Annotated in this window: 22 protein-coding genes and 1 pseudogene; 10 read left to right on the top strand and 13 right to left on the bottom strand. The window is 57.4% G+C overall.

The features are described 5' to 3' along the window. Positions 1–44 precede the first annotated feature (44 nt). Both BK662_RS23030 and BK662_RS23025 read right to left on the bottom strand, forming a co-directional pair. Positions 45–890 (bottom strand): transporter substrate-binding domain-containing protein, encoded by an 846-nt coding sequence (locus BK662_RS23030; protein ID WP_123359852.1) that lies wholly within the window; start codon positions 888–890, stop codon positions 45–47. Positions 891–1426: 536 nt separating this feature from the next. Next, a complete protein-coding gene (locus BK662_RS23025; protein WP_123359853.1) occupies positions 1427–1849 on the bottom strand; it encodes an HD domain-containing protein in 423 nt (140 codons plus the stop codon). Between the two features lie 43 nt (positions 1850–1892). On the opposite strand from BK662_RS23025, the gene BK662_RS34890 reads away from it, so the two are divergent. Continuing rightward, positions 1893–2171, top strand: coding sequence for a hypothetical protein (locus tag BK662_RS34890; RefSeq protein WP_185047178.1), 279 nt, complete (start codon positions 1893–1895; stop codon positions 2169–2171). A gap of 492 nt (positions 2172–2663) precedes the next feature. Continuing rightward, a complete protein-coding gene (locus tag BK662_RS23005; protein ID WP_123359855.1) occupies positions 2664–2957 on the top strand; it encodes a fructose-bisphosphate aldolase in 294 nt (97 codons plus the stop codon). Positions 2958–3067: 110 nt separating this feature from the next. Here the strand turns inward: BK662_RS23005 and BK662_RS23000 are convergent, their stop codons facing one another. From BK662_RS23000 to BK662_RS22990, 3 genes are read right to left on the bottom strand one after another with little or no spacing between them, the layout of a single operon-like run. Further along, positions 3068–4828 (bottom strand): isocyanide synthase family protein, encoded by a 1761-nt coding sequence (locus BK662_RS23000; protein ID WP_123359856.1) that lies wholly within the window; start codon positions 4826–4828, stop codon positions 3068–3070. A 27-nt stretch (positions 4829–4855) separates the two neighbouring features. Beyond that, positions 4856–5572, bottom strand: coding sequence for an HAD family hydrolase (locus tag BK662_RS22995; protein ID WP_123359857.1), 717 nt, complete (start codon positions 5570–5572; stop codon positions 4856–4858). Continuing rightward, positions 5572–6567 carry an isocyanide synthase family protein gene (locus BK662_RS22990; protein WP_123359858.1) on the bottom strand — a complete coding sequence of 332 codons (996 nt, stop codon included), beginning with the start codon at positions 6565–6567 and terminating at the stop codon, positions 5572–5574. Before BK662_RS22990 ends, BK662_RS22995 begins: the two co-directional genes overlap by 1 nt. 273 nt (positions 6568–6840) lie before the next feature. Here BK662_RS22990 and BK662_RS22985 point away from each other — a divergent pair, with 273 nt between their 5' ends. Then, positions 6841–8667 (top strand): di-heme-cytochrome C peroxidase, encoded by a 1827-nt coding sequence (locus BK662_RS22985; protein ID WP_123359859.1) that lies wholly within the window; start codon positions 6841–6843, stop codon positions 8665–8667. Positions 8668–8899: 232 nt separating this feature from the next. Here the strand turns inward: BK662_RS22985 and BK662_RS22980 are convergent, their stop codons facing one another. Beyond that, positions 8900–9454, bottom strand: coding sequence for a TetR/AcrR family transcriptional regulator (locus tag BK662_RS22980; protein ID WP_123359860.1), 555 nt, complete (start codon positions 9452–9454; stop codon positions 8900–8902). A 126-nt stretch (positions 9455–9580) separates the two neighbouring features. Between BK662_RS22980 and BK662_RS22975 the strand changes: the two genes are divergently transcribed. Together BK662_RS22975 and BK662_RS22965 are read left to right on the top strand one after the other, a co-directional pair. Further along, positions 9581–10201: a DJ-1/PfpI family protein gene (locus BK662_RS22975; RefSeq protein WP_123359943.1), complete on the top strand. Its 621-nt coding sequence runs from the start codon at positions 9581–9583 to the stop codon at positions 10199–10201. A gap of 272 nt (positions 10202–10473) precedes the next feature. Continuing rightward, positions 10474–11004, top strand: coding sequence for a DUF2867 domain-containing protein (locus BK662_RS22965; protein ID WP_123359861.1), 531 nt, complete (start codon positions 10474–10476; stop codon positions 11002–11004). Between the two features lie 106 nt (positions 11005–11110). On the opposite strand, the pseudogene BK662_RS22960 reads toward BK662_RS22965, so the two are convergent. The 6 genes and pseudogenes from BK662_RS22960 to BK662_RS22930 form a co-directional block, all read right to left on the bottom strand. Then, positions 11111–11200: pseudogene (locus BK662_RS22960) on the bottom strand (cupin domain-containing protein); the annotation flags it as partial. Further along, positions 11199–11666, bottom strand: a complete 468-nt coding sequence (locus BK662_RS22955) for a GNAT family N-acetyltransferase (protein ID WP_123359862.1) — start codon at positions 11664–11666, stop codon at positions 11199–11201. The pseudogene BK662_RS22960 and the gene BK662_RS22955, both read right to left, overlap by 2 nt. A gap of 300 nt (positions 11667–11966) precedes the next feature. Further along, the gene (locus BK662_RS22950) at positions 11967–12515 is read right to left on the bottom strand and encodes a cupin domain-containing protein (RefSeq protein WP_008011722.1); all 549 of its coding nucleotides are present in this window, start codon (positions 12513–12515) and stop codon (positions 11967–11969) included. Between the two features lie 544 nt (positions 12516–13059). Beyond that, positions 13060–14343, bottom strand: coding sequence for an NAD(P)/FAD-dependent oxidoreductase (locus BK662_RS22940; RefSeq protein WP_123359863.1), 1284 nt, complete (start codon positions 14341–14343; stop codon positions 13060–13062). 52 nt (positions 14344–14395) lie between these two features. Then, positions 14396–15886: an aldehyde dehydrogenase gene (locus BK662_RS22935; RefSeq protein ID WP_123359864.1), complete on the bottom strand. Its 1491-nt coding sequence runs from the start codon at positions 15884–15886 to the stop codon at positions 14396–14398. A gap of 207 nt (positions 15887–16093) precedes the next feature. Then, positions 16094–17470, bottom strand: coding sequence for a glutamine synthetase family protein (locus BK662_RS22930; protein WP_123359865.1), 1377 nt, complete (start codon positions 17468–17470; stop codon positions 16094–16096). Positions 17471–17750: 280 nt separating this feature from the next. Between BK662_RS22930 and BK662_RS22925 the strand changes: the two genes are divergently transcribed. The 5 genes from BK662_RS22925 to BK662_RS22905 all read left to right on the top strand — a co-directional run bounded on the left by BK662_RS22925 (position 17751) and on the right by BK662_RS22905 (position 23154). Next, complete coding sequence (locus tag BK662_RS22925; protein WP_123359866.1) at positions 17751–18512, top strand: gamma-glutamyl-gamma-aminobutyrate hydrolase family protein; 762 nt, start codon at positions 17751–17753, stop codon at positions 18510–18512. Between the two features lie 446 nt (positions 18513–18958). After that, positions 18959–20101: a polyamine ABC transporter ATP-binding protein gene (potA, locus tag BK662_RS22920; protein WP_050681360.1), complete on the top strand. Its 1143-nt coding sequence runs from the start codon at positions 18959–18961 to the stop codon at positions 20099–20101. 29 nt (positions 20102–20130) lie between these two features. Next, entirely contained in the window at positions 20131–21012 is an 882-nt protein-coding gene (locus BK662_RS22915) for an ABC transporter permease subunit (RefSeq protein ID WP_185047188.1), read from the top strand. After that, positions 21009–21893, top strand: coding sequence for an ABC transporter permease subunit (locus tag BK662_RS22910; RefSeq protein ID WP_123359868.1), 885 nt, complete (start codon positions 21009–21011; stop codon positions 21891–21893). The genes BK662_RS22915 and BK662_RS22910 overlap by 4 nt, the downstream gene beginning before the upstream one ends. 163 nt (positions 21894–22056) lie before the next feature. Beyond that, entirely contained in the window at positions 22057–23154 is a 1098-nt protein-coding gene (locus BK662_RS22905; protein WP_123359869.1) for a polyamine ABC transporter substrate-binding protein, read from the top strand. Between the two features lie 351 nt (positions 23155–23505). On the opposite strand, the gene thpR is transcribed toward BK662_RS22905, so the two are convergent. Further along, a complete protein-coding gene (gene thpR / locus BK662_RS22900) occupies positions 23506–24045 on the bottom strand; it encodes an RNA 2',3'-cyclic phosphodiesterase (protein ID WP_123359870.1) in 540 nt (179 codons plus the stop codon). Positions 24046–24160 lie beyond the last annotated feature (115 nt).

The raw sequence follows: 24160 nt of genomic DNA, 5'->3' as shown, positions 1-24160 counted from the left end.
CCAGGAGAGCGGCGGTTACGGGCCGCTCTCGGGAATCATCGAAATTACTTGGATGTTTTTTCGTCGGCGTTCGCGAGGACGGAAGCCTTGTCGACCAGGGCGGCAATCTCGCCTGTCTCGCGACGCTGGGTGAGGTAAATGTTCAGCACTTGCAGGTCTGATGGTGACGCGTCACGGCTCAGCCCGAACGCTACGCCCTGCTTCGCCAATGCCGGGGCCGGCAGTATTTCCTTGGTCCAGTCCGGGTTGGCGACGGCGAACAAATGGTTGGTGTCACTGGCGTCGACCAGGACGTCGGCCCGACGGGACATCACTGCCAGTCGCGTCTCGTCCATCCCGGGCAAACGCATGACCGTGCCATTCTTCACCACCGCGCTGATCGCCTTGTCGGCGGCAGTGCCAGACATCACCGCGAACGACACGCCCGGCTTGTCATAGTCCGCGATTGCATTGCCCGCCGTGGCGAGTTTGGGATTGTCTTTATGGGTGAGCAACGAGATCTGGTAGTCAGTCGCCGGGACCGAGAAACTGACGGCCATGGCGCGTTCCGGGGTCTGATTCAACGCCATCGCCAGATCCCATTTCCCGCCTTGCAGGCCCGCGACCAGATTGTCCCAATTGGTGTCAACGAACTCCACCTTGACCTTGAGCACCTTCTCGCCGAAGTCCCGGCACAAATCCACGAAGTAACCGCTGTACTGACCCGAACGGGCATCACGCATCACATAGGGCGCCGCGACGGCAGCGCCGCAACGCAGCACGCCGGCTTTTTGCACGCCTTGCCAAAGTGACGGATCAGCGGCGTGCGCTGGAGCCTGGCTCAGTAGCGCACCGATAGCGGCTGCACAGACGAGCATGTTGCGGACGGAGCGAGAGAATAACCGAGCCATTTTTTTGAACCTCACCGATATGTAGTTGTTCTTGGGCAGAAAGGTACAAGCGTGTAACGATGTGCGCTGTCATGTATGCAGCGCTGTATGCAGATTAGTTTTGAACGAATTGAGCTGTCAACAGGCTTCCGGAGATTTTTTCAGGAAAGTGACTGAGCGGTCGGATGACCGCTCAAGGGTCGAAACCGTCACGCGGTTTGCTGTACGGTTTCAGAAAGGGGTGAGGCTCAGGCGTCCAGCCGGGACAGCGCCTACGAGCGCCGGTTATCGAGTGGGAAGCTTGTTAGCAGCGCGTAGGTGAAGGTTTCGCCCGATTGATGCGCATAAAAAATCCGATGTCCGTTCAGGCATCGGATTTTAATTTATTGCGATCAAGGCTATGGGTTCGCCCGCAGAGCCATTTAATCAGCGCGTCATGGATTCACACTGCTCGCGCAGGTCATGATTGCTGATATCGTGCCCGGTATCATCGCCGTGCGGGCGCTAGACATGGGGCCACTGTAAGCATGAGCACGCAGTAAATCCGGAATTCCACTCTACGAACGCAACACCCCCATCGCCCGCCGATACTTCTCAACGCGCTCCAGATCCTCCCAGGACGGCTGGGCAATCCGCGACAAGTCGCTGTTCTCTTCCAGATCCGCCAGCTTTACCACCCGCCCGATCGGGTTCTGCGCCGCGCGCTCGACGAACGCCTCGTAGGACTCGTCCGGTACCTTGGTCACCGACGCAATTGCCATCAGCACCGTTTCGCTGAAGCCTTCGTTACGCAGATCGTCGAAGCTGATGCCGCAATCCTCGACCACGTCATGCAGCACCGCGACGATGCGCTCTTCCAGCGTGTTCACCCGTAGCATGACTTTCAGCGGATGCAGGATGTAAGGCGCACCGCCCTTGTCCAACTGCCCCTCGTGCGCCGCCGCGGCGATGGCAATGGCGCGTTCCAGTGTCTGGGTCATGGGATTCTCCTCGGGTTAAACGCCGTAACGGCCGCTGAAATGAATGTTGCGTTTGAACCAAACTGCAACCCTCTTCGTAATGAGCGCCACCGATGGACTGCTCGAAACAAAAAGGCGTATCCGGCCGGGAAAGGTCGATGTGGAAGAGGTAAATGTCCTGGGTTTTGTGCTGTGGCGTTGGGGCGTTGTTGCGGTTGCCGATTTCGATCATGGGCGCGTTCCATCCTTGAATTCCCGTCGGCTTTCAGTCTACGACGGTGGCGGCGCTGAACGGAAGCAAGCGTCCTCACCGCCGAAAATCCCGAGCCTGATCGTTCAATGAGCGTGCGGCCAGGATTTTGAAGTCTGAGAATCTCGTAGGAAATAACCGTTTGTGGCGAGGGAGCTTGCTCCCGCTGGGATGCGAAGCAGCCCCCAATCCTGCTAGCCCGTTTCCTCAGACACACCGCAACGCCCGGTTTTGCGGCGGCTGCGCCACCGAACGGGGGCAAGCCCCCTCGCCACAGTGACCGCGCGTGGTCCTACAGCCCGGTTGCGGCTATCAAAGTCGCTGACTAGAGTGGGTCTGTCGCTGACCGCATTTAGCGATAGGGTTTCGCAGCCCTGACGATACGTGTAGTAACCTTGCACCCCATAACCAGCAACGGTCGCACAAACGCGCCCGTACTCCGTTTTATGGTGGCTGTGTGTGGGAGACCTTCTGGTCTGCCGGGTTCCTCGTATCCTCGGTCTGCGAACCCGCACATAGCTACCACCCATTCGTTTCGCAGCGAACGGCAGTAGCTCTTCTTACAGATACGAGGAAGATTTACTTATGAGCACGAATACCCCGCTCCGCCATTACGCCCCAATGTCCCACTTCGCCACCGACCATCCCGTCCTCCTCATCGACGCCGACGCCCCACTGCGCGAACTCCACAACTGCCTCAGCGAACGCCTCAGCGCCGTCCTCAAATACCTCAACCTCATGGCCTGCACCAGCCTGCCGGACTACGCCGAGCACGACATCAACACCGTCACCAACATCGCCCGGATCATGGTCCAGGATGTGAGCGATGTGTTTCGGGTGATTGAGCAGCGTGGGTTTGATGCACCTATGGGCCAGTAACCAGATTTGAGCTGCAAAAAACCCGCGTTGCTGCGGGTTTTCTAATCGCTTCATTGCTGCCAACGGATTTTTCACCGCCGATGTCTCCAAGGCCTGCAAGACAACAGCGATCAGTAAACCTGCACCCGCCACAACTCCCGCGAAGACGAAGCCGCCGACATCGGCAGCCTTCCATGCAGTGTCCGATAGTTATCAATCAGCACCAAATCCCCTTCACTCCATTGATGGGCAATCATGCACTCCGGGTCATAAACCAGCGCGTTGACCTGTTCCAACAACGCCTGCTGAGCCTCCTCATCATGGTCCTGCACAGCCTGGCTCAGGGTCTGCAGTGTCGAGTCGGTGCCCTCTTGGTAGCGCAGGATGAGTTCGCCGCTGCGGGGGTGATGATCCACCAGGCTGTACATGCGCGGGGAGCCACCGAAGTAGGTCATTTTGGTGTAGTAGGTGATGTTCACGTTCTGCCATTGTCGGGCGACTTGCTGCCCGACTTTGCGCAGTACGTTTCGGCTGTCGACGATGGTGGTCTGGCCCTCGCCCGGCTGCGGCGCTGTCTTGCAATACAGCATGAATTTGCTGGCGCAGAATTTTGGATTGCGCTGAACCTGTGCGTCGCTGTCGGGCAGCATGTTCAGGTCCCAGTGCAAAGGTGTTTTCTCCAGCGAATGCACCACGCCTTGGGGTTTGTCCGCAGGTTTGACCACATGCACGGCGCCGAAGGCCCATTCGTACAGCGTGCCGAAGCGTTCGCAGCTGCGAGCAAAACTGTCCTGGTCGTCGAAGCGACAGCCCTTGAGGCAGACGAAACCAAAGGTTTCCACCAGTGCCTCCAACAGGCCCGTGGACAGTCGTTCGAAACCCAGCCCCAACGGGTCTCGCACCACCAGGCCAAAGAGCGGAAGCTTTTGCAGTTCGTATTCGAAGCCTTTGGCCTGCGGGTTTTCTGTTTGGTGGTAGAGCCACGGCCGCCCTTGCCAGGTGACCAGCACATGGTGGTCGAGGTCGACTTGGGCGCGTGCGCGAAGGCTCTGGCTGCCATCGATGTTGCACACCGGCACGGCATGCCAGGGGCTGACGACACGGGTCAGCCCTTCGGCCAAGCCGAAGGTGAATTTGGGCCCGGCATTGCTGTATTGATGGACCGACAATCGAATGTCGTCACCGAAGAAACGATCCACTGCCGCATTCAATGCCTGCCCGCGAAACATCATTTGGTAGGCTTTGAAATTGATTTGCTGCAGGTACTCATCCTCGCTCTGCCCGTCCTCACGACACAGACGCAGGTCGTTGTAGAGATGACTGCAGAGGTGATCATGCGCCTGGCTGAGGGATTCATCGTGCCGGCTCTGCTCGATCAGATCCCCAAGGTTTTTCCAGGGCAGACGAGCCTGCTTGATCAGGCAGGCGCGAACCGACTCGGCACTTTGGGCCTGAGGGAACAGGTCTTCCATGCTGACCCACTGAATCGTATGGGTGGTACACAGTTCACGCAAAGCCCGGTTGTAGGTCTCACGAACGTCGTCGGCCACCCCGACGATGTCATTGAACGTTGTTCCGTCACTGAGGATCGACACCACACAACCCGGTGCGTGCAGCGCGGCGATGGCCTGGCCGAGCTGGTCGAGGCGCTCGATAGCGATGACTTCGCCATAATCCGGCAGCACGCCGAATGTCTGGTCAGTGGCGTTTGGCGACTTGCAGGGAAAGCCTGGCAGTACCAGACGCACCGGCAGGCTCTGATCGAAGCAATGCCCCAGACGTAACGCGAGATGCGCTCTGCCTTGTGTGTCGAAACAATCATCCGTGCCTTTGAGCAGATAACCCGCGAGCAAATCGCTGACGGCAGCGATCCATGCGTCTCTATGTTCCATAGAACAAGTTCCTTGAGAGTGTGTGTATCAATAGGATTTAACCGTGTCGCCATGCTCGGTGAATGCAGGCGCGGTACCGCAGACTTGCTGCAGAATGCGCAGCAACCCGGCCGGCTGTTCGCAGCAGAAGTTCGGGGCCTGGGCCCGCAATATTGGGGGCAGGCCATACCCCCAAGTGACCGCCGCCGAGTACATGCCTGCAGCACGCGCGGTCTTCAAATCGATCTCGGTGTCACCGACGAACAAACAGCGTTGCGGATCAACCGACAATCGCCGGGCGGCTTCCCATGCCACATCCGGCTGAGGTTTGAGCGCCCTGCCCGCGCGATGCCCCAGAATCGTCCCGAAGGTATTTTGTGGAAGCAGCGCATCGGCTACTTGCAGGGCCATTTCCTCGGTCTTGTTGGTCACGATTGCCAGCGGCACTTGTAACTGGCGACAACCTTCAAGCAAGGCAAGCACACCGCTGAATGGCCGGGAAAATTGCACAAGGTTGTTTTGATACAGCGTCACATAGCGCTGGTGCATAGCGACCGCATCGGCAATGCCAAACCGCTCGGCAACCTGCTCGATCATCGCCGTGACCCCGCCGCCGATATAACCCCGCACCGTTTGCGCTGTCTGCGCCGGGCAACCGTGTTCGAGCAACACCTGGTTCAGGCACCAAGTGATGTCAGGCAGGGTGTCGACCAAGGTCCCGTCTAAATCGAAGAGTACGGCTTCGACCCGCAACCGAGACGCCATCATTGAGCACTGGCGTAGTGACAAGGACGCCCCTTGCGAAACACCAGTCGGTGGTAGCGCTCATCGACATTGCTGCGTTTTTCGAGGGTGACCACACCCCGTCGCTTGATCGCCACCGAATGCCAGGGCGTACGCCACAGGTCACTGGTTGGCACCAGTCGAATACCGATCTTCGTCGACACCGCCAGTTGCGGGTGAATCGACAGGCGCAGGCAATGCGGGTAGCGCGCCTGTAACAGAGCACTCCAGGCTTCACTGCGCTGGATCACCCGCTGCGAGGCAGGCTTGGCGATTTTCTTCACCGCATTGAGACTCATGCCGGCGAATACCTTGAGCCCCGAGTAATCCTCGGAAAGGAAGCGATGGATGCCGCAGTACATCAACATCATGTGCGGATCATCCTTGAAACGCTGCTGCAACAAGACCAATGACTGGCCGTGCTCGATCATCATTTCCTCACGCATGGCGTCCAGACAATCAAGCGGAGGATAGGCATCCCTGAGGTCGAAATGGGCGAACGTGCCGGGATAGTGCTGTTCAGCGTAGTCCTGGATAGCGTCGGTGTAGGCCTTAACGTCCGCATCGGGAACATGCACCAGGTCAGAGAATACATAGCCGTCGGAGCAGATATGAATCAGCGCCCCCGGTGCGTAGATCTCGTGGATCTCATTGCACAGGCGATGTAACTCGTCGATTGCATGATGTTCAGCAAGATCGGGTAGATGGCTGAGGGTTTTCTTGCGGCTGGGCGACTTGCCGGGAAAGGCTGGCAAGACCATTTCGATCTGGCGACCGCTCTCGACCGCTTGCATTACCTTCGCCAGATGGGGTTGCAGCACCTGCAACGAAAGTTCGTGATCCTGCCCCGGGGCAAGGCTACGACGTCGAAACAGGCATTCGAGGATTTGCTGGGCAATGTTCATGTGCGCGATGTTCTGATGCTCGTGCACCAGCTGACCGCACACCTGTTGAGCAACGGTGTTTGAACCCTGCATAGACAATCCCTTGTGTGGTGAATAACGGCCATTTTTTTGGCCGCCAGCAGATATTCCTTACCTGCGGGCGGCTAAATTCCTACAAGTCGTTAGGGCTGTCAATCGTGGCAATCAGGAATATTGCGGTCTGGTTTGTGGTCGAGGGGCTCGATGCGAATGCCATAGAACAAAAATTAAAGAACTGTGTTTTTTCGTGGCTACACTCATCACTGGTAGCTTTTGGCTACCAACGTGATGGGTCCCAATAGGAAATTACAAATAGAAGGGAATCTGATGAACAAATTAAAAGCCCCCCCGTTTGCCTGCGCTGCATTGTTGTTTTTCGGCTGCAATTCAATGACTCAGGCTGCCGACATTCTGGATCAGGGATGGAATGACACCACCCTCTCCAATTGGCATGACCTTTCACAAGGATCGAGAATTCTCCCTCTCTCCTGGGCGCTTGCATTGGAAGAGCCCACTTCAGAGGAGAAATTCATGAGTGACAACACGATCTCAGCCTACGGTTACACGCCTTATAATCCGTCTTATAAAGGTAAGCGTCTTACGTTGCCGATGGGTTTCGTTTTGGATGATAGCCACGACAGCAAGCTGTCTTTCACCAAACTCCGTTGGTTTTTTGGACAAGGGACGCAAGAGCCGTGGGTGGGGATGAACTGCTCTGCTTGTCACACGGCTCAAATCAATTTTGAAGGACAGAATCTTGTCATCAATGGCGGGCCAACCAACGCCGACTTTCAAAATTTCTTTAAAGCGTTGAGAGCGGCTTTAACCACAACGGCTTCCGACCCTGAAAAATTTGAACGCTTTGCAAAGAATGTCCTGGAGGATGACCTGTCGGACGGGAATCGCCAACGGCTGAAAAAATCCCTGGAAAGCTTGAATGCGTTTTATGCACAAAACGAGACACTGAACGCCACCGATCTGCAATATGGCCCAGGTCGCCTTGATGCAGTGGGCCACATTCTCAACAAGATCAGTCAAGTCACCCAAGCGAACCCGCCTACCCCTAACCCCTCTGATGCTCCGGTGAGTTATCCATTTCTTTGGAATACACATCAACACAACGTCCTCCAATGGAACGGAATGGTCAGTAAATCAGAAATCAACCCGTTAATACCAGGCGGCGACGGCCTCGATGTTGGAGGTCTGGGGCGTAATGCTGGAGAGGCTATCGGCGTGTACGCCGATATTCGACCGGTTAAAGAAAATCCGGCCAAGCCAGGATTTGTCTCCAGTGTGAACGTGAAAAATCTGGTGGTTTTAGAACATTCTCTTTATAGCCTGAAGCCTCCGCGGTGGCCCGGGGCGCTGCCAAAAGACCTCACATCAGGTGCCAAATTATTTACGGACAATTGTGCAGGCTGCCATGCACCCCTTGAGAGAAACGATCTCACCACGCCAATCAAAGCGGTCATGGTTCCAATTGCTGCGAATGAACATTTAAATCCTCGGGGCCCAAATGACAGGACCATTAGCACGGACCCCTGGATGGCGTGCAATGCCTATCAATTTAAAGCGGATGCTGGAGTGTTAGCGGGTTATCTTAAAGCCGATAAAACAAAAGAGCCCATTCAGTCAAATGAGCTTCTCTACAACATGCTGGGTGTGACCGTCCTGGAGACATTACTTGGCAAAGGACGCGATGTCGCCGAGCTGGTTTTCGATGGATTGCTTGGCATAGAGCCTCAACCTGTAAAAGTCCCGGGATTCAAAGACCGTGCCTTGTTCAGTAGTGTTGATGAGAAAGCGTTACGGCTATACAACTGTTACCGTGCCAGCCCAAAGGTCGCTCTTCTCGCCTATAAAGCAAGACCCCTCACCGGCATTTGGGCCACAGCGCCTTACTTGCATAACGGCTCTGTTCCGACCCTGAACGACCTTCTCCTGCCACCCCGTCAGCGTCCCTCGAGTTTTTATACAGGGACCCATGAATTCGATAATCAAAAGGTGGGATTCAAGACCGAGAAATCGGACAAGAATTGGTTTCTTTTCGACACCAAGCTTGAGGGCAACAGCAACGCCGGCCATGACTATGGCGTGGGCAGTCTTAGTGATATCCAAAGGTCACAGCTTCTCGACTACTTGAAGTCACTTTGAGCTGCGTCGCAGACGCCCTCACCTGAGGCATGGCGTGGTAATCGCTAGGAGGGGCGACCAAAAGTAGTGGTCGCCCCGCCGAGGCCGTTACAGGTTTAATGTTTGCTTTAGCTATCAGAAGTTAGCCGGGGTGTTGGCGCTGATGATTTCAGCCTCATCCGACCCAATATGGTAGATCGCGTTAGCTAGGCTGCTTGCCTTGAAGGGAATGGCGTTCAAGCAGCCTCATGACTTAGGCCCGCCACGGTGGAAGAGCCCCTTCGAAAAGTGAAAAGGCTCGATGCAGGAAACTGTTGAAGCGAGCGGCATCACGCCGCAGCCCTGCCTGTTGACCACCAATCAGGCATAGATGGGCCACCTGACCAATCACTTCTGCTTCGCCTGGCATATGGACCAAGCGGCGGCACGTCCGTATCGCGAAGTTCAGTCGTCTTGTGTCAACACGCTGCTGAAACTCGCCTACCAACGGATCGTGCAGCGACCAGGCTCGGATGGAAACTTCCCGCCCAGGTTGTTTCTCAGCGGCAATACTCAAGTAGCGTTTCAAGGTTTCGCCCGCGCTACGACCCTGCGCCGCATAAGCGAGCATGCGCTCCGTGTAGTCTTCTTCCCAAGCGGCCAGCAAGGTGCGGACAAAGTCTTCGCGATTGCGGAAATGGTGATAGAACGATCCGCGGGTCACATTTAATCGGCGCGAGAGACTCTCGGCCGAAACGCCAATATGCCCTATTTGGTCGAGGGCCTCAAAACCAGCCGCGATCCAATGGTTACGAGTTAGTTTTCTCACCAGTTATTTCGCTCCATATTTAGCGCCATACAGACTGTGTATGGTGCGCAACCGATTGATACGCTGCGAACACCAGCAAAGATGGCCGTTGCGTTTTGCACGCCAGCACTTTTCATGGAGCTCGCCTTGAAGAAAATCGTTCTGGTTGCTTTCGACCAATTCACTGATATCGACCTATTCCTGATGTGGGACATTTTAGGCCGCAACACTGAGGACTGGCACGTCCGAATATTGGGTTCTAGCTCTATCGTGCGATCGGCGCACGGCCTGCCTGTTTCGGTGCACGGTCCGCTTTCCGAGGCCAATAGCGCCGACGCGGTATTGTTCGTCAGCGGCAAGGAAGGGATACCCGCTGCACTTGCCGCCCCAGATTTCCTGAAGTCGTTTGAACTTGACTCCAGACGCCAGCGAATCGGCTCCATATGCGCCGGAGCTTTCATTCTCGAACGGCTTGGGCTGCTCAGCGGCCAAGCAACTACACACCCGGATGCACGATCGAGCTTGCGAGCTCTGGGACTTGAGCCCGTGGACCAGCCTCTTGTATGCCAGGGGAACGTTGCAACCGCTGGCGGATGCCTTTCGGCGCTCTATCTGGTGGGATGGTTGGTTGAATCCTGGTTCGATGTCGACAAGCGCCGTGCGACGTTGCTCCCTGTTCTGCCAACTGGGCAGCAAGAGCTCTATGATGCCTTGATCGGGCTCAGTATCCGACAAGGAGAAGTTGGCGCCTCAACACCCCACACTTGAATACGTACCTGATAGCCTAAGTAGGCACGCCGCAATATGGAAAAAGAGCCGCTTGTACAGCGAGATTCCTCCACTATGCAGATACCTCGTGTGCTTGGGAATGAGCAGTGAGCGCGGTTGTCCCTGTCCGGCTTGAAAGTCGGTAACCGTCACTTCTAAGCTAGACAAGCACTTACAGGGCGACAAGGAGCGTTATACGTCAAACCATCGCAACAAGAAACGCGACATGGCATGTCGTCTAATTAGTAGTTAGAACTCAGGAGAGATCCCCTATGCCCCGAGAATTTGAGCTCATTATGTCCGTGCCAGTCCCCTCGAGGTCCGGCATCACCCACCTTTACAAGTCGATGAACCTAGCGGACGCTTTTGCGATTCGGCTCCCTGCGGGCACATCTAGCAATCCAGATTTGCTAGCTCGATTCATCCTTTCCCACCAGCCATCCTGGATTGGATGGCTGATGAAAGTCCGAGACACTATCGTTGCCTGTTTTGGTCTCAAGACAGCCAAACATTTGGCATCACTTGCTAATCGGGTTGGAATCTTCAAGGTCTACAGCACGAACCAGACTGAAATCGTGTTGGGAGAGGACGACAAGCATCTCGACTTCCGGATATCGATCCTGTGTTCTGGAGAGGCAGAGCCAGAAGGCAGTCGCCAACTCGTTTTTTCAACCGTGGTCCAGTGCCACAACCGTCTAGGCCGGGCCTACATCTTCGTTATTGCCCCATTTCACCGCTTGGTGGTTAAGGCCAGCCTCCTCCGTGCAGCGCGCGTCGGTTGGCCTCTGGCTACCTGCCCCTAAGGCTGAGAGCGCTGTGTGCCCCTGAGGTCTAACCCTTCCATCGAAAGGCTGTTCTGGCAAGCCTGGCCAAGTCTCTCAGGTCAAACGTCAGGCCTCTAAAATTCATTCAATTGCGAAACCGATGCGGCAACGTCGTCGGAAAGTAATACCCATCCCCGGCATTCAACACACTAATCTGCCCATCAACGCCAAGCCTACAAAAGCCCTTTCACCATCGGAACACAAGCCAGCTGAAGCCCGGAGGGCGAATGGTAAATAGCAGGTTTGTCACCAACGAAACCGCAGCGCCGGTAAAAGTCAGCTGCGTTCAACGTGGCGTCCAGATTGACTTCCCTCAGCCCCAAATCCCGTGCCAGGGATTCAAGGTAGTCCAAGACTCTCAAGCCAATACCACGTTGCATAAAGCTCGGGAGCACAAAGATCGCACCGATTTCGCTCCTCTCTAGGTCAAGCATTCCTGTCGCCACCGGTTCACCCTGAATACAACCCAGATAAAAGTGTTTATCCATCAGGTCGCTATACCCGTCCTTGGCTGCTCCTGCCGTCCAGGCCAGCATTTGCTCCGTGGTATAGGCACCGATGCATTGATGCCGTATCGCTTGAAGGCGAATGTCGAACGCCATTTGGGCATCGCTATGCGTGGCTCGTCGAATCTCGAACATTTCATTCTCCATTAGCCATCGGTAGACGGAGAACTAAAAAGCCCCGTCCATTTCTGGCGGGGCCTTGGGTTTTTACGTCAAATTCTATGAACGCATGACCTCATGGCCCGCCAGAGGCGGTCATGGAGGAGCACATCATGTTCATGTGGCGTGTGTAGGTCATGGGCAGATAGTGTTTTGGATGATCCGGGTTGTCAATCGTGCAGCGGAATGATTAGGAACAGTACCCGGATTTACGACTGCTTCGCAGCCGAACGCAGTCTTCGGCAGCTGCTACAGGTTTGATATTCGCTATCGAGATCAGAAGTTAGCCGGGGTGTTGGCGCTGATGATTTCCGCCTCATCCGCCCCAATATTCCGAAACCGATGTGGCAGCGTCGTCGGAAAGTAATACCCATCCCCGGCATTCAGCACACTAATCTGCCCATCCACCGTCAGCTCAACCGTGCCACGGGTTACGAGCCCACACTCCTCCCCTTCAGCATGCACGATGGGCTCTTCGCCAGAACTCGCCCCAGGCGCGTACTGCTCGCGCAAAAGCCGCATCTGCCGACTCGGCACCGAAGCGCCGATCAGCAATAACCGCAGCCCATGACGCCCGAGATCCGGCTGCTCATTGGCGCGGAACACGTATTGATGCTCACGCGGCGGTTGGTCGAAGGTGAAGAAGTCCGCCAAGGACATGGGAATGCCTTCGAGCAGTTTTTTCAGGGAGCTGACGGAGGGGCTGACCCGATTCTGTTCGATCAGGGAAATGGTGGCATTGGTGACGCCGCTACGCCGGGCCAGCTCGCGCTGGGACAGTTTGTAGCTTTCGCGTACTAATTTGAGTCGTGAGCCCGTGTCCATGACAGCCTTATGCGAAGAATACTTAAGGGGTAATGGGGGTGGGTGGCGGGCGACTGGTGGCCGCGGATTTCGCCGTTTCCCGTCCCGGAACCGTGGAAGGCGGGTATTAAATCACGTTTGTTGGTGTTGCTCAGCAGGTTCGATAAACGGCAGATAAATCGAATAGGTGAATGATAGTCGTCCGTCCATGTCCGAAACCTGTGGGAGCGAGCCTGCTCGCGATAGCGGTGGGTCAGGTGACATCAATGTTGACTGTGCTGACCTCTTCGCGAGCAAGCCCGCTCCCACAGGGGTCGGTGCTGTTCGCAAAATTTGTGTATGTCGCCAATTCCCTTGTGGGAGCGAGCCTGCTCGCGATAGCGGTGTTTCAGGCGACATCGATGGCGGCTGATATGGCCTCATCGCGAGCAGGCTCGCTCCCACAGTTTGGTCCCGGTCGACCACCAATTTGGTGTTCGGCCTGGATTTCTGTGGGAGCGGTGCCCTGCTATGGCTGGCATTGGCCGGCGGCACATTTTTGGGATGGCCGCCGGTAAGGTTCTACTTAGATGCCGAAGCGGTCGCGTAGCGCGTAATACGCGGCGCCCATGGCGGTGAGCGGGGCCTGGAAGGTGCGGCCGCCGAGCATGGGCATGTGCGGCAGGGAGGCGAAGGCGTCGAAGCGTTCGGCGTCGCCGCGGATCATTTCCGAGATGAGTTTGCCGGCCAGGTGCGAACAGGTGACGCCGTGGCCGCTGTAGCCTTGCATGTAGTAGGCGTTTTTCTCGATGCGGCCGAATTGCGGCATGCGGGACATGGTCAGCAGGAAATTGCCGGTCCAGCGGTAGTCGATTTTCACGTCCTTGAGTTGCGGGAAGGTCTTGAGGATTTTTGGTTTGATCAGTTGTTCGATGTCGTCCGGCTCGCGGGCGCCGTAGACCACGCCGCCACCGTACAGCAGGCGGTTGTCGGCGGTGAGGCGGTAGTAGTCGAGCAGGTAGTTGCAGTCTTCGACGCAGTAGTTGTTGGTGATGAGGCTGCGAGCGACTCGTTCGGACAGCGGTTCGGTGACGACGATTTGCGAACCGCAGGGCATGCTTTTGCGCGTGACGCGGTTGTCGAGGTCTTGAGGCAGGTAGGCGTTGCCGGCGATCAGCAGGTACTTGGCCCGTACCACACCTTTGGCGGTGCGCACGGTGATGGGTTCACCGTAGGTGATTTCCACGGCGGCGGATTGTTCGTAGATTTTGCCGCCCAGGCTGATAATCGCGGCGGCTTCACCGAGGGCCAGGTTCAGCGGGTGAACGTGGCCGCCCTGCATGTCGAGCAGGCCGCCGACGTAGTTGTCGCAACCCACTTCGCGCTTGATGTCAGCCGCGTCGAGCATTCTCAGGTTTTTGTTGCCGTAGCGTTCCCAGCTGCTCTTCTGTTCGGCCAGGCCGTTGAGTTGTTTTTTGTTCAGCGCTGCGAAGATGCCGCCGGGGCGGTAATCGCATTTGATGTCGTATTCCTTGATGCGCGAACGGATGATGTCGGCGCCTTCGAAGATCATGCTGCCGAGCACTTCGGCGGTTTTATCGCCGTAGCGTTCTTCAATGACATCGACGTCGCGGCTATAGGAGTTGACCAGTTGGCCGCCGTTGCGACCACTGGCGCCGAAGCCGACTTTGGCGGCTTCCAGTACGGTGACGCTGTAACCCGCTTCGCTGAGGAACAGCGCCGAGGACAGACCGGTGTAGCCGGCGCCGATCACGCAGACGTCGCATTCCACCAGCTCTTCAAGCATCGGGAAGTCGGCTGTGTGATTGCGGGTCGCGGCGTAGTAGCTGTTTACATGGGTTTGTTTCATAGGTTTCTCCGATGGCCGCAAACGCTCGCCTGCGACCGCCGCTGTAAAAGTGTTAGAGCTTGATCCAGGTCGCTTTGAGTTCGGTGTATTTGTCGAACGCGTGCAGCGATTTGTCCCGACCGTTACCCGACTGTTTGAACCCACCGAACGGCGCGGTCATGTCGCCGCCGTCGTACTGGTTGACCCAGACGCTGCCGGCGCGCAAACCGCGAGCGAAGGTATGAGCCTTGCTGAGGTTGCTGGTCCACACGCCAGCGGCGAGGCCGAAGATGCTGTCGTTGGCAATCGCCAGTGCTTCTTCAGCGGTGTCGAAGGTGATCAGCGACAGCACCGGGCCGAAAATCTCTTCCCGGGCGATGGTCATGGCGTTGGTCACGCCGTCGAAAATCGCCGGTTCCACGTACAGGCCGCCGGTGCGTTCGAGGGTACGATTGCCGCCAGCGATCAGTTGCGCACCCTGGTCTTTACCGATCTGGATGTAGCGCAGCACGTTCTCCAGTTGGCGCTGATCGACGACCGCGCCGACGGTGGTGTCAGGATCGAGGGCATGCCCCGGTTTCCACGCTTGCAGTGCTTCCACCAGCAGCGCAATGAACTGCTCGCGAATCGAGCGCTCCACCAGCAAGCGCGAACCGGCGGTGCAGACTTCGCCTTGGTTGAAGGCAATCGCACCAGCCGCTGCTTGTGCTGCTGCGCGCAAATCCGGCGCATCGGCGAACACCACGTTCGGGCTCTTCCCCCCTGCTTCGAGCCAGACGCGTTTCATGTTGCTTTGCCCGGCGTAGATCAGCAGTTGCTTGGCAATCGCCGTGGAGCCGGTGAAGGCCAGCACGTCGACGTCCATGTGCAACGCCAGCGCTTTACCGACGGTGTGACCGAAGCCTGGCAGGACGTTGAACACGCCTTTGGGGATGCCGGCGTCGAGCGCCAATTGCGCGATGCGAATGGCCGTCAGCGGTGACTTTTCCGAAGGCTTGAGGATGAACGAGTTGCCTGCCGCCAGGGCCGGGGCGAACTTCCAGCTGGCCATGATCAGCGGGAAATTCCACGGCACGATGGCAGCGACGACGCCCGCTGGTTCGCGGGTGATGAGGCCGAGTTGATCGTGCGGTGTGGCGGCGACTTCGTCGTAGATTTTGTCGATGGCCTCGGCGCTCCAGCGGATCGCGTTGGCGGTCGCAGGGATGTCGATGCTCATGGAATCGCTGATCGGTTTACCCATGTCGAGGGTTTCGAGCAGTGCCAGTTCTTCCTGGTTTTGCAGAATCAGATCAGCGAAACGAATCAGGATGCGCTTGCGCTCGGCCGGGGGCAGTTTGGCCCAGATGCCGGATTCAAAGGTGCGGCGTGCAACCTGCACGGCGGCATTGGCGTCGGCTTCGTCGGTGCTGGCGATATTCGCCAGAAAGCGGCCGTCGACCGGGCTGATGCATTCGAAGGTATCGCCGCTGAGTGCCGGGCGATATTGGCCGTCGATGAATGCGCGGCCTTCTAGCGTCAAGGACTGGAAGCGTTGCTCCCAGTCGCTGCGAGTGTTTGTCATTGTTGTGACTCTACGCAGAGGAATAAGTAGTCGTCGGACTAAAGCCGACCAATTAACGATCAGAAAACCACGATCACTGTGGGAGCGAGCCTGCTCGCGATGGCAGAGTGTCAGGCAACATCAATGTTGACTGTGCCGCCCTCATCGCGAGCAGGCTCGCTCCCACAGTTGATCGGCGTTGTTCGCAAAGCCTGCGCATGCAGTCCATCAAACCGTATGCAAGTACCAGTTGTACTCAAGATCGGAGATGGAGTTTTCGAACTCGGCCAGCTCGCTTTCCTTGCACGCGACGAACACGTCGATGTACAGCGGGTCGATGTAGCGCGCCATGACTTCGCTGTCGTCCAGCTCGCGCAAGGCGTCGCGCAGGTTGTTCGGCAGGCTCTGTTCGTTCTGCTCGTAGCTGTTGCCTTCCACCGGGGCGCCCGGTTCGATTTCGTTGGTCAGGCCGTGGTGAATACCGGCCAAAACAGAAGCCATCAACAGGTACGGGTTGGCATCGGCGCCGGCTACACGATGCTCGATGCGCACAGCATCCGCCGAACCGGTTGGCACGCGTACCGCAACGGTACGGTTGTCGATGCCCCAGCTTGGCGAGTTCGGTACGTAGAACTGCGCGCCGAAACGTCGGTACGAGTTGACGTTCGGGCAGAGGAACGCCATCTGCGCCGGCAGGGTCTCGAGCACACCGCCGATCGCGTGACGCAGTGCGGTGTTCTGCTCGGGATCCTCGCTGGCAAAAATGTTGTTGCCTTCTTTGTCGAGAATCGAAATATGCACGTGCAAACCATTGCCCGCCTGGCCCGGATACGGCTTGGCCATGAAGGTGGTGTCCATCTCGTGGTCGTAGGCGATGTTCTTCACCAGACGCTTGAGCAACACCGCGTAGTCGCAGGCCTTTATAGGGTCGCAGACGTGATGCAGGTTCACTTCGAATTGCGCCGGGGCGCTTTCCTTGACGATGGCGTCGGCAGGAATGCCCTGCTCTTTCGCGCCTTCGAGGATGTCTTGCAGGCAGTCGACGTATTCGTCCAGATCATCGATCAGATACACCTGAGTCGAGTGCGGACGTTTGCCGGACACCGGCGAGCGTGGTGACTGCGGACGACCGTTCACGTTGTCCTGGTCGATCAGATAGAACTCCAGTTCGAAGGCTGCGCAAATGGTCAGGCCCATGTCATCGAACTTGCTCACCACCTGACGCAGCACTTCGCGCGGGTCAGCGAAGAACGGCTGACCTTCGAGTTCGTGCATGGTCATTAACAGCTGCGCGGTCGGGCGCTTCTGCCAGGGTTCGATGCTCAGGGTATTGGGGATGGGAAAGCAGATGCGATCCGAGTCGCCGATGTCCAGACCCAGGCCAGTGCTTTCCACCGTCGAGCCGTTGATGTCCAGCGCAAACAGTGACGCCGGGAGGTTGATGCCTTTTTCGTAAACCTTATGAAGACTGGTGCGTTCGATGCGCTTGCCGCGCACCACACCGTTCATATCCGCAATCAGAAGGTCGACGTACAAAACCTCAGGATATTTCTTAAGGAATGCGTTTGCTTCGTTGAGTTGAACGGCACGCAGAGGGACCGACATGATGCACCTATTAGCTGTTAATTATTATGTTCACCACCCTTTCACGAGCCCAGTCAATCCGAAAGGCAAAGTGAAGTCAATAGCGAACACCTGGCCTTTCAACCTTTATTTTCGGGCCTTTTTAGGGCACAAGAGTGTCAATTAAGGCTTGCGCACCGCGTAAACCCTGAAGATCGGACGCGTGGCGTTTAGAATTTTTTACATGAGAGTTGTTAATTAAAATCAACAAGGCTAAGCTCCGGAAAAGCTCGTTCAAGTGTGAAACTTCGAGGTGATAAAAATGGCATTCAAGCCATTGATCGGCGTTACTGCGTGCGTCAAACAGATTGGCCTGCACCCCTACCACGTCAGCGGCGACAAGTATTTGCGTGCTGTCAGCGTCGCGGCTTTGGGGTTGCCAGTGGTCATTCCTTCCTTAGGCGATCTGACCGAAATCGATGACCTGCTCGCGCAGCTCGACGGTCTGTTGCTGACCGGATCGCCGTCGAATGTGGAGCCCTTCCACTATCAAGGCCCGGCCAGTGCCCCCGGCACGGATCACGATCCGCAACGGGACGCCACCACCCTGCCCTTATTGCGCGCAGCCATTGCCGCCGGTGTTCCGGTGCTCGGCATCTGCCGGGGTTTTCAGGAAATGAACGTGGCGTTCGGCGGCAGCCTGCATCAGAAGGTGCATGAACTGCCCGGCTACCTCGATCACCGCGAAGCGGATCACCCGGACCTGGCGGTGCAGTACGCAGCGGCCCATGCGGTGAATGTGCAGCCGGGTGGTGTGTTCGAAGCGCTGGACCTGCCGCAGGTGTTCCAGGTGAATTCGATTCACAGCCAGGGCATCGACCGGCTCGCTCCCGGCCTGCGCGCTGAAGCTGTCGCGCCGGATGGTTTGATCGAGGCGATCTCCGTCGATCACAGCAAGGCCTTCGCTGTCGGCGTGCAATGGCACCCGGAATGGCAGGTGCTTTCGAATCCCCCCTATTTGAGTATTTTCCAGGCGTTTGGCGATGCGTGCCGGCAACGGGCGGCGCTGCGTAATACGCGCTGACTTCAAAAAAGCATTCAACGATTTAACTGCCCCCGTGAGTTTGGCGGGCGTGCCTTTGCGCGCTGGTCGCTCACGTAATAGATGAACCGCAATAACAACAAGTACGACCAGGCAGCCAGGATGGCGGTGCCGAATAAGCCCGATCGGTATGGGCCAGTGATTCAAATGCAAATCCCCTTGTGGGAGCGGGCTTGTGTGGCGAGGGGGCTTGCCCCCCGTTCGATTGCGAAGCAATCGTCAATCGGTCACCGCTTTCTAATTCAAGATCGCGGCGACTGATTCAGGGGCGCTTCGCACCCCAACGGGGGCAAGCCCCCTCGCCACACAAGCCTCGCTCCCACAGGGGATCTTCGCGGAATTGACTGGCACCGTACGGCTTGGGCTTGCAATCCACTCTTAAGTCAGGCCGCGTTGGCCCGACGACTGAAACCTGTTGGGAGTTTCATATGGCAAACGCCTCCAGCATCTACAGGAAGGCTCTTGAAGGTCACCAGGCACCGAAAAAGGTGTTGGTGAAAGTCGACCGCGTCACCAAGAAATTCGACGAAACCACCGCCGTGGACGATGTGTCCCTGGAGATCCATCAAGGGGAAATCTTCGCCCTGCTCGGCGGTTCCGGCTCGGGTAAATCGACGCTGCTGCGCATGCTCGCCGGCTTCGAGCGCCCGACCGAAGGGCGGATTCTGCTCGACGGTGTCGACATCACCGACATGCCGCCCTACGAACGGCCGATCAACATGATGTTCCAGTCCTACGCACTGTTCCCGCACATGACGGTGGCGCAGAACATCGCCTTCGGCCTCAAGCAGGACCGTTTGCCCGCCAGCGAAATCGACGCTCGGGTGGAGGAGATGCTGCGGCTGGTACACATGACGCAATACGCCAAACGCAAGCCGCATCAGTTGTCCGGCGGCCAGCGTCAGCGTGTCGCCCTCGCCCGTTCCTTGGCCAAGCGTCCGAAGCTGTTGTTGCTCGACGAACCGATGGGCGCACTGGATAAAAAGCTGCGCTCACAGATGCAACTGGAGTTGGTGCAAATCATCGAGCGCGTCGGCGTGACCTGCGTGATGGTGACCCACGACCAGGAAGAAGCCATGACCATGGCCGAACGCATCGCGATCATGCACTTGGGCTGGATCGCCCAGATCGGCAGCCCGGTCGACATTTATGAAGCCCCGGTCAGCCGCATGGTCTGTGAGTTCATCGGCAACGTGAACGCCTTCGACGGCACCGTGGTCGAGGATCTGGAAGGTCACGCGATCATTCACAGCCCGGATCTGCAACAGAAGATCTACGTCGGCCACGGCGTGAGTACGTCGGTGCAGGACAAGTCGATCACCTACGCCATCCGTCCAGAAAAAATGCTGGTCAGCACCCTCAAACCCGAGACTCGCTACAACTGGTCAGAAGGCAAGGTGCATGACATCGCCTACCTCGGCGGCCACTCGGTGTTTTACGTGGAACTGCCCGGCGGCAAGATCGTCCAGTCGTTCATGGCCAACGCCGAACGCCGTGGCGCCCGCCCGACCTGGGACGATCAGGTCTACGTGTGGTGGGAAGACGACAGCGGCGTGGTACTGCGCTCATGAGAACCTTCAATCAGCAATTCCTGCGCCTGGTGCCCAGCGGCCGCAAACTGGTCATCGGCATTCCTTTCCTGTGGTTGTGCCTGTTTTTCCTGTTGCCGTTCTTCCTGGTGATGAAGATCAGCTTCTCGGAAGCGGCCCTGGCCATTCCTCCCTACTCCGAGATTTACACCTTCGCCGAACAGAAATTTCAGCTGCTGCTGAACATCGGCAACTACTCGCTGCTGACCGAAGATGAGTTGTACATCTCGGCCTACTTCGGCTCGTTGAAGGTCGCGTTTCTAAGCACGCTGATGTGCCTGGTGATCGGTTTCCCGATGGCCTATGCGATCACCAAGGCCAACAAGGAAACGCAGAACGTTCTGCTGCTGTTGATCATGATGCCGACCTGGACCGCGATCCTGATCCGCGTCTATGCGTGGATGGGCATTCTCAGCAACAACGGTTTGCTCAATGCGTTCCTGATGTGGACCGGGCTCACGTCGCAGCCGATCGAGATCCTCAACACCAACACGGCGGTGTACATCGGCGTGGTCTATGCCTACTTGCCGTTCATGGTGTTGCCGCTGTATGCCAACCTGGTGAAGCACGATCAAAGCCTGCTGGAAGCCGCGTCAGACCTGGGTTCGAGCAACTTCAACAACTTCTGGAAAATCACCGTACCGCTGGCCAGGAACGGCATCATTGCAGGTGCAATGCTGGTGTTCATTCCGGTGGTCGGTGAGTTCGTGATTCCAGAACTGTTGGGCGGCCCGGAAACCCTGATGATCGGCCGCGTACTGTGGCAGGAGTTCTTCAACAACCGCGACTGGCCGGTGGCATCCGCCTTGGCGGTGGTGATGCTGGCGATCCTGATTGTGCCGATTCTGCTGTTCAACCGCAGCCAGGCTAAAGAGATGGAGGGACGGGGATGAAACGCTTCGGATTTTCAAAGTTGATGCTGATTTTCGGTCTGTCGTTTATCTACCTGCCGATGCTGATTCTGGTGATCTACTCGTTCAACGCCTCGAAACTGGTGACGGTGTGGGGCGGCTGGTCGGTGAAGTGGTACGTCGGCCTGCTCGACAACACGCAACTGATGGGCTCGGTGGTGCGCTCCCTGGAAATCGCCTGCTACACCGCGATTGCCGCCGTGGCGTTGGGCACCCTCGCCGCTTTCGTGCTCACCCGTGTGACGCGTTTCAAGGGGCGTACGCTGTTTGGTGGTTTGGTAACGGCACCGTTGGTGATGCCGGAAGTGATCACCGGTCTGTCGCTGTTGCTGCTGTTTGTGGCCATGGCGCAGTTGATCGGCTGGCCGCAGGAGCGTGGTTTGGTGACGATCTGGATCGCGCACACCACGTTCTGTGCAGCGTATGTGGCGGTGGTTGTCTCGGCGCGTTTGCGTGAGCTGGACCTGTCGATTGAAGAAGCGGCCATGGACCTGGGTGCGCGTCCGCTCAAGGTGTTCTTTCTGATCACCATTCCGATGATCGCGCCGTCACTGGCGGCCGGCGGCATGATGTCGTTTGCTCTGTCGCTGGATGATCTGGTGTTGGCAAGTTTCGTCTCTGGCCCAGGCTCGACGACCTTGCCGATGGAAGTGTTCTCGGCGGTGCGTCTGGGCGTGAAGCCTGAGATCAATGCCGTGGCCAGTCTGATTCTGCTGGCGGTGTCGATCGTGACGTTCATGGTCTGGTACTTCAGCCGCAAGGCCGAAGCCACGCGCAAACGGGCGATTCAGGAAGCGATGGACCAGACCGCCAGCGAGTCGTGGCAGCAGCCGAAAAACCAGCGAGTCGAAGCGACGGCTTAGTGCTGCGGTTCAGTTAACTGTGGCGAGGGAGCTTGCTCCCGCTGGGCTGCGAAGCGGCCCCAAAAATTCTGGCAACCCATGCCAATTTTGTGAGTGCTGCGCACTCAAGCGGGAGCAAGCTCCCTCGCCACAGGTTCTATAAAAAGAAAATGGAGTTGTACCGATGAAAATGTTTGGCAGGACTCTGCTGACACTGTCCTTACTGGGCGCGATGGCTACCGGTGCCCAGGCCAATGACAAGGTATTGCGCGTCTACAACTGGTCGGATTACATCGCCCCGGACACCGTCAAGAAGTTCGAAGACGAGACCGGCATCCGCGTGACCTACGATGTGTTCGACAGTAATGAAACCCTTGAGGCACGCTTGCTGGCCGGTAAATCCGGCTACGACATTGTGGTGCCGTCCAACAGTTTCCTGGCCAAGCAGATCAAGGCTGGCGTCTATCAGCCGCTGGATAAATCGAAGCTGCCGAACTGGAAAAACCTCAACCCGGTGCTGCTGAAAAACGCCTCCGCCAGCGATCCTGACAATGGCCACGCCTTCCCGTACATGTGGGGTTCGATCGGCATCGGTTACAACCCGGCCAAGGTCAAGGAAGTGCTGGGCACTGATGCGCCGGTGAACTCCTGGGACTTGCTGTTCAAACCGGAAAACGCCGCGAAGCTCAAAGCCTGTGGCATCAGTTTCCTTGATTCGCCGACGGAGATGCTCCCGGCTGCCCTGCACTATCTGGGCTACCCGGTGAATTCTCAGGACAAGGCGCAGATCGCTGAAGCCGAAGCGCTGTTCATGAAGATTCGGCCGTCGGTGGCTTACTTTCATTCGTCGAAGTACATCTCCGACCTGGCCAACGGCAACATCTGCGTCGCCGTCGGTTACTCCGGCGACGTGCTGCAAGCCAAGGCCCGCGCCAAGGAAGCCGGCGACAAGGTGAAGATCGAATACAGCATTCCGAAAGAAGGCGCCGGCAGCTTTTACGACATGGTCGCCATCCCACGGGACGCGGCCAACGTCGACAACGCCTACCTGTTCATGAACTTCCTGATGCGCCCGGACATCATTGCCGAAGTCACCAACAGCGTTGGCTACAGCAATGCCAACGCAGCGGCCACGCCACTGGTGGATGAAGCGATTCGTGACGACCCGGGCTCCTACCCGCCGCAAGCGGTGATGGCGACGTTGTATGCGATTCCAGATATGCCGATCGGTATTCAGCGGGTGATGACCCGGGGCTGGACGCGGGTGAAGCTCGGTAAGTGATTCACGATCGGACACAAAAATATCTGACTACCACGGACCAAAATGTGGGAGCGGGCTTGCTCGCGAAGGGGCCATCACATTCAACATCATTGGTGACTGATCTACCGCTTTCGCGAGCAAGCCCGCTCCCACAGGAGTCCGTAGTGGAACACAGATTTTTTGATGACGCCTATCCCCTGTGGGAGCGAGCCTGCTCGCGATGAGGCCATCACATCCAACATCAATTACAGCTTTCTCGTTTTCCGTTCACGCAGCGCCTTACCACCGCTGCACTCCTCTGAAGAAGAACGGCTTCACCTGGCTTCCTCGGTCAAGGTGAATTTAGGCGCCCTCGGGCGCCTTTTTTTGGGCTTATGCAGAGACCAGCGGCCATTCGGCCAGCGCCCGGTACCGGCCTTTATGGGATTCGAACAAGGTGAAGCGGTCGGCGCGCAGGAAAAACTCTGGCGGCGTAGCGGATTCGGGAACCGGCGCCCGGTAGTCGCGCATCAGGGTCAAATGCGGGCGAAATTCCCGACGGGTGTCTTCAAAGCCAAACGGCAACATGGCCTGCTCCAGCGCATACACCAACCGCAACAACTGCGGTGCTGCCTGCGCGGGCGCCAGCAACAAAACCCCGGAGCGACGCCAGACTTCCAGACGATCAAGCACAACCGTCAACGGCATGCCGGGCATCTGGACATTGGCGGCGGCCTCGCAGACACCCGCTATCTGCGCCATCCCCACTGTGCCGAGAAACAGCAGCGTCAGATGAAAGTTTTCCGCCGGCACCGGGCGCCCGACATTGAGTTCCAGCGCGTTGCGCCATTGGGCGATGGCCCGGCGTTGCTCGGGGGCGCAGTTCAGGGCGAAGAACAGCCGCTTGAACGGCTCACGGGTTTCATCGCTCATGTCTGGCACCTCAAGGCTGGGGGACCCTTTGATTTTACAAAGGGATACCACGCCAGCAAGTGCATTTCTGGCACGTGACGGCATGCGGGTTATAGTTGAAGCAACCGAATCGACG

Source organism: Pseudomonas frederiksbergensis, from assembly GCF_003732275.1.
Taxonomy (GTDB): domain Bacteria; phylum Pseudomonadota; class Gammaproteobacteria; order Pseudomonadales; family Pseudomonadaceae; genus Aquipseudomonas; species Aquipseudomonas frederiksbergensis_H.
The sequence above is the reverse complement of the archived record's forward strand: the minus strand, read 5'-3'. Positions and strand labels throughout refer to the sequence as shown.

Bases quoted from the DNA above. Each gene is read 5' to 3' on its own strand.
- BK662_RS23030 (WP_123359852.1), bottom strand. From the start codon at position 890: ATGGCTCGGTTATTCTCTCGCTCCGTCCGCAACATGCTCGTCTGTGCA.
- BK662_RS23025 (WP_123359853.1), bottom strand. From the start codon at position 1,849: ATGACCCAGACACTGGAACGCGCCATTGCCATCGCCGCGGCGGCGCAC.
- BK662_RS34890 (WP_185047178.1), top strand. From the start codon at position 1,893: ATGTTGCGTTTGAACCAAACTGCAACCCTCTTCGTAATGAGCGCCACC.
- BK662_RS23005 (WP_123359855.1), top strand. From the start codon at position 2,664: ATGAGCACGAATACCCCGCTCCGCCATTACGCCCCAATGTCCCACTTC.
- BK662_RS23000 (WP_123359856.1), bottom strand. From the start codon at position 4,828: ATGGAACATAGAGACGCATGGATCGCTGCCGTCAGCGATTTGCTCGCG.
- BK662_RS22995 (WP_123359857.1), bottom strand. From the start codon at position 5,572: ATGGCGTCTCGGTTGCGGGTCGAAGCCGTACTCTTCGATTTAGACGGG.
- BK662_RS22990 (WP_123359858.1), bottom strand. From the start codon at position 6,567: ATGCAGGGTTCAAACACCGTTGCTCAACAGGTGTGCGGTCAGCTGGTG.
- BK662_RS22985 (WP_123359859.1), top strand. From the start codon at position 6,841: ATGAACAAATTAAAAGCCCCCCCGTTTGCCTGCGCTGCATTGTTGTTT.
- BK662_RS22965 (WP_123359861.1), top strand. From the start codon at position 10,474: ATGCCCCGAGAATTTGAGCTCATTATGTCCGTGCCAGTCCCCTCGAGG.
- BK662_RS22955 (WP_123359862.1), bottom strand. From the start codon at position 11,666: ATGTTCGAGATTCGACGAGCCACGCATAGCGATGCCCAAATGGCGTTC.
- BK662_RS22950 (WP_008011722.1), bottom strand. From the start codon at position 12,515: ATGGACACGGGCTCACGACTCAAATTAGTACGCGAAAGCTACAAACTG.
- BK662_RS22940 (WP_123359863.1), bottom strand. From the start codon at position 14,343: ATGAAACAAACCCATGTAAACAGCTACTACGCCGCGACCCGCAATCAC.
- BK662_RS22935 (WP_123359864.1), bottom strand. From the start codon at position 15,886: ATGACAAACACTCGCAGCGACTGGGAGCAACGCTTCCAGTCCTTGACG.
- BK662_RS22930 (WP_123359865.1), bottom strand. From the start codon at position 17,470: ATGTCGGTCCCTCTGCGTGCCGTTCAACTCAACGAAGCAAACGCATTC.
- BK662_RS22925 (WP_123359866.1), top strand. From the start codon at position 17,751: ATGGCATTCAAGCCATTGATCGGCGTTACTGCGTGCGTCAAACAGATT.
- potA (WP_050681360.1), top strand. From the start codon at position 18,959: ATGGCAAACGCCTCCAGCATCTACAGGAAGGCTCTTGAAGGTCACCAG.
- BK662_RS22910 (WP_123359868.1), top strand. From the start codon at position 21,009: ATGAAACGCTTCGGATTTTCAAAGTTGATGCTGATTTTCGGTCTGTCG.
- BK662_RS22905 (WP_123359869.1), top strand. From the start codon at position 22,057: ATGAAAATGTTTGGCAGGACTCTGCTGACACTGTCCTTACTGGGCGCG.
- thpR (WP_123359870.1), bottom strand. From the start codon at position 24,045: ATGAGCGATGAAACCCGTGAGCCGTTCAAGCGGCTGTTCTTCGCCCTG.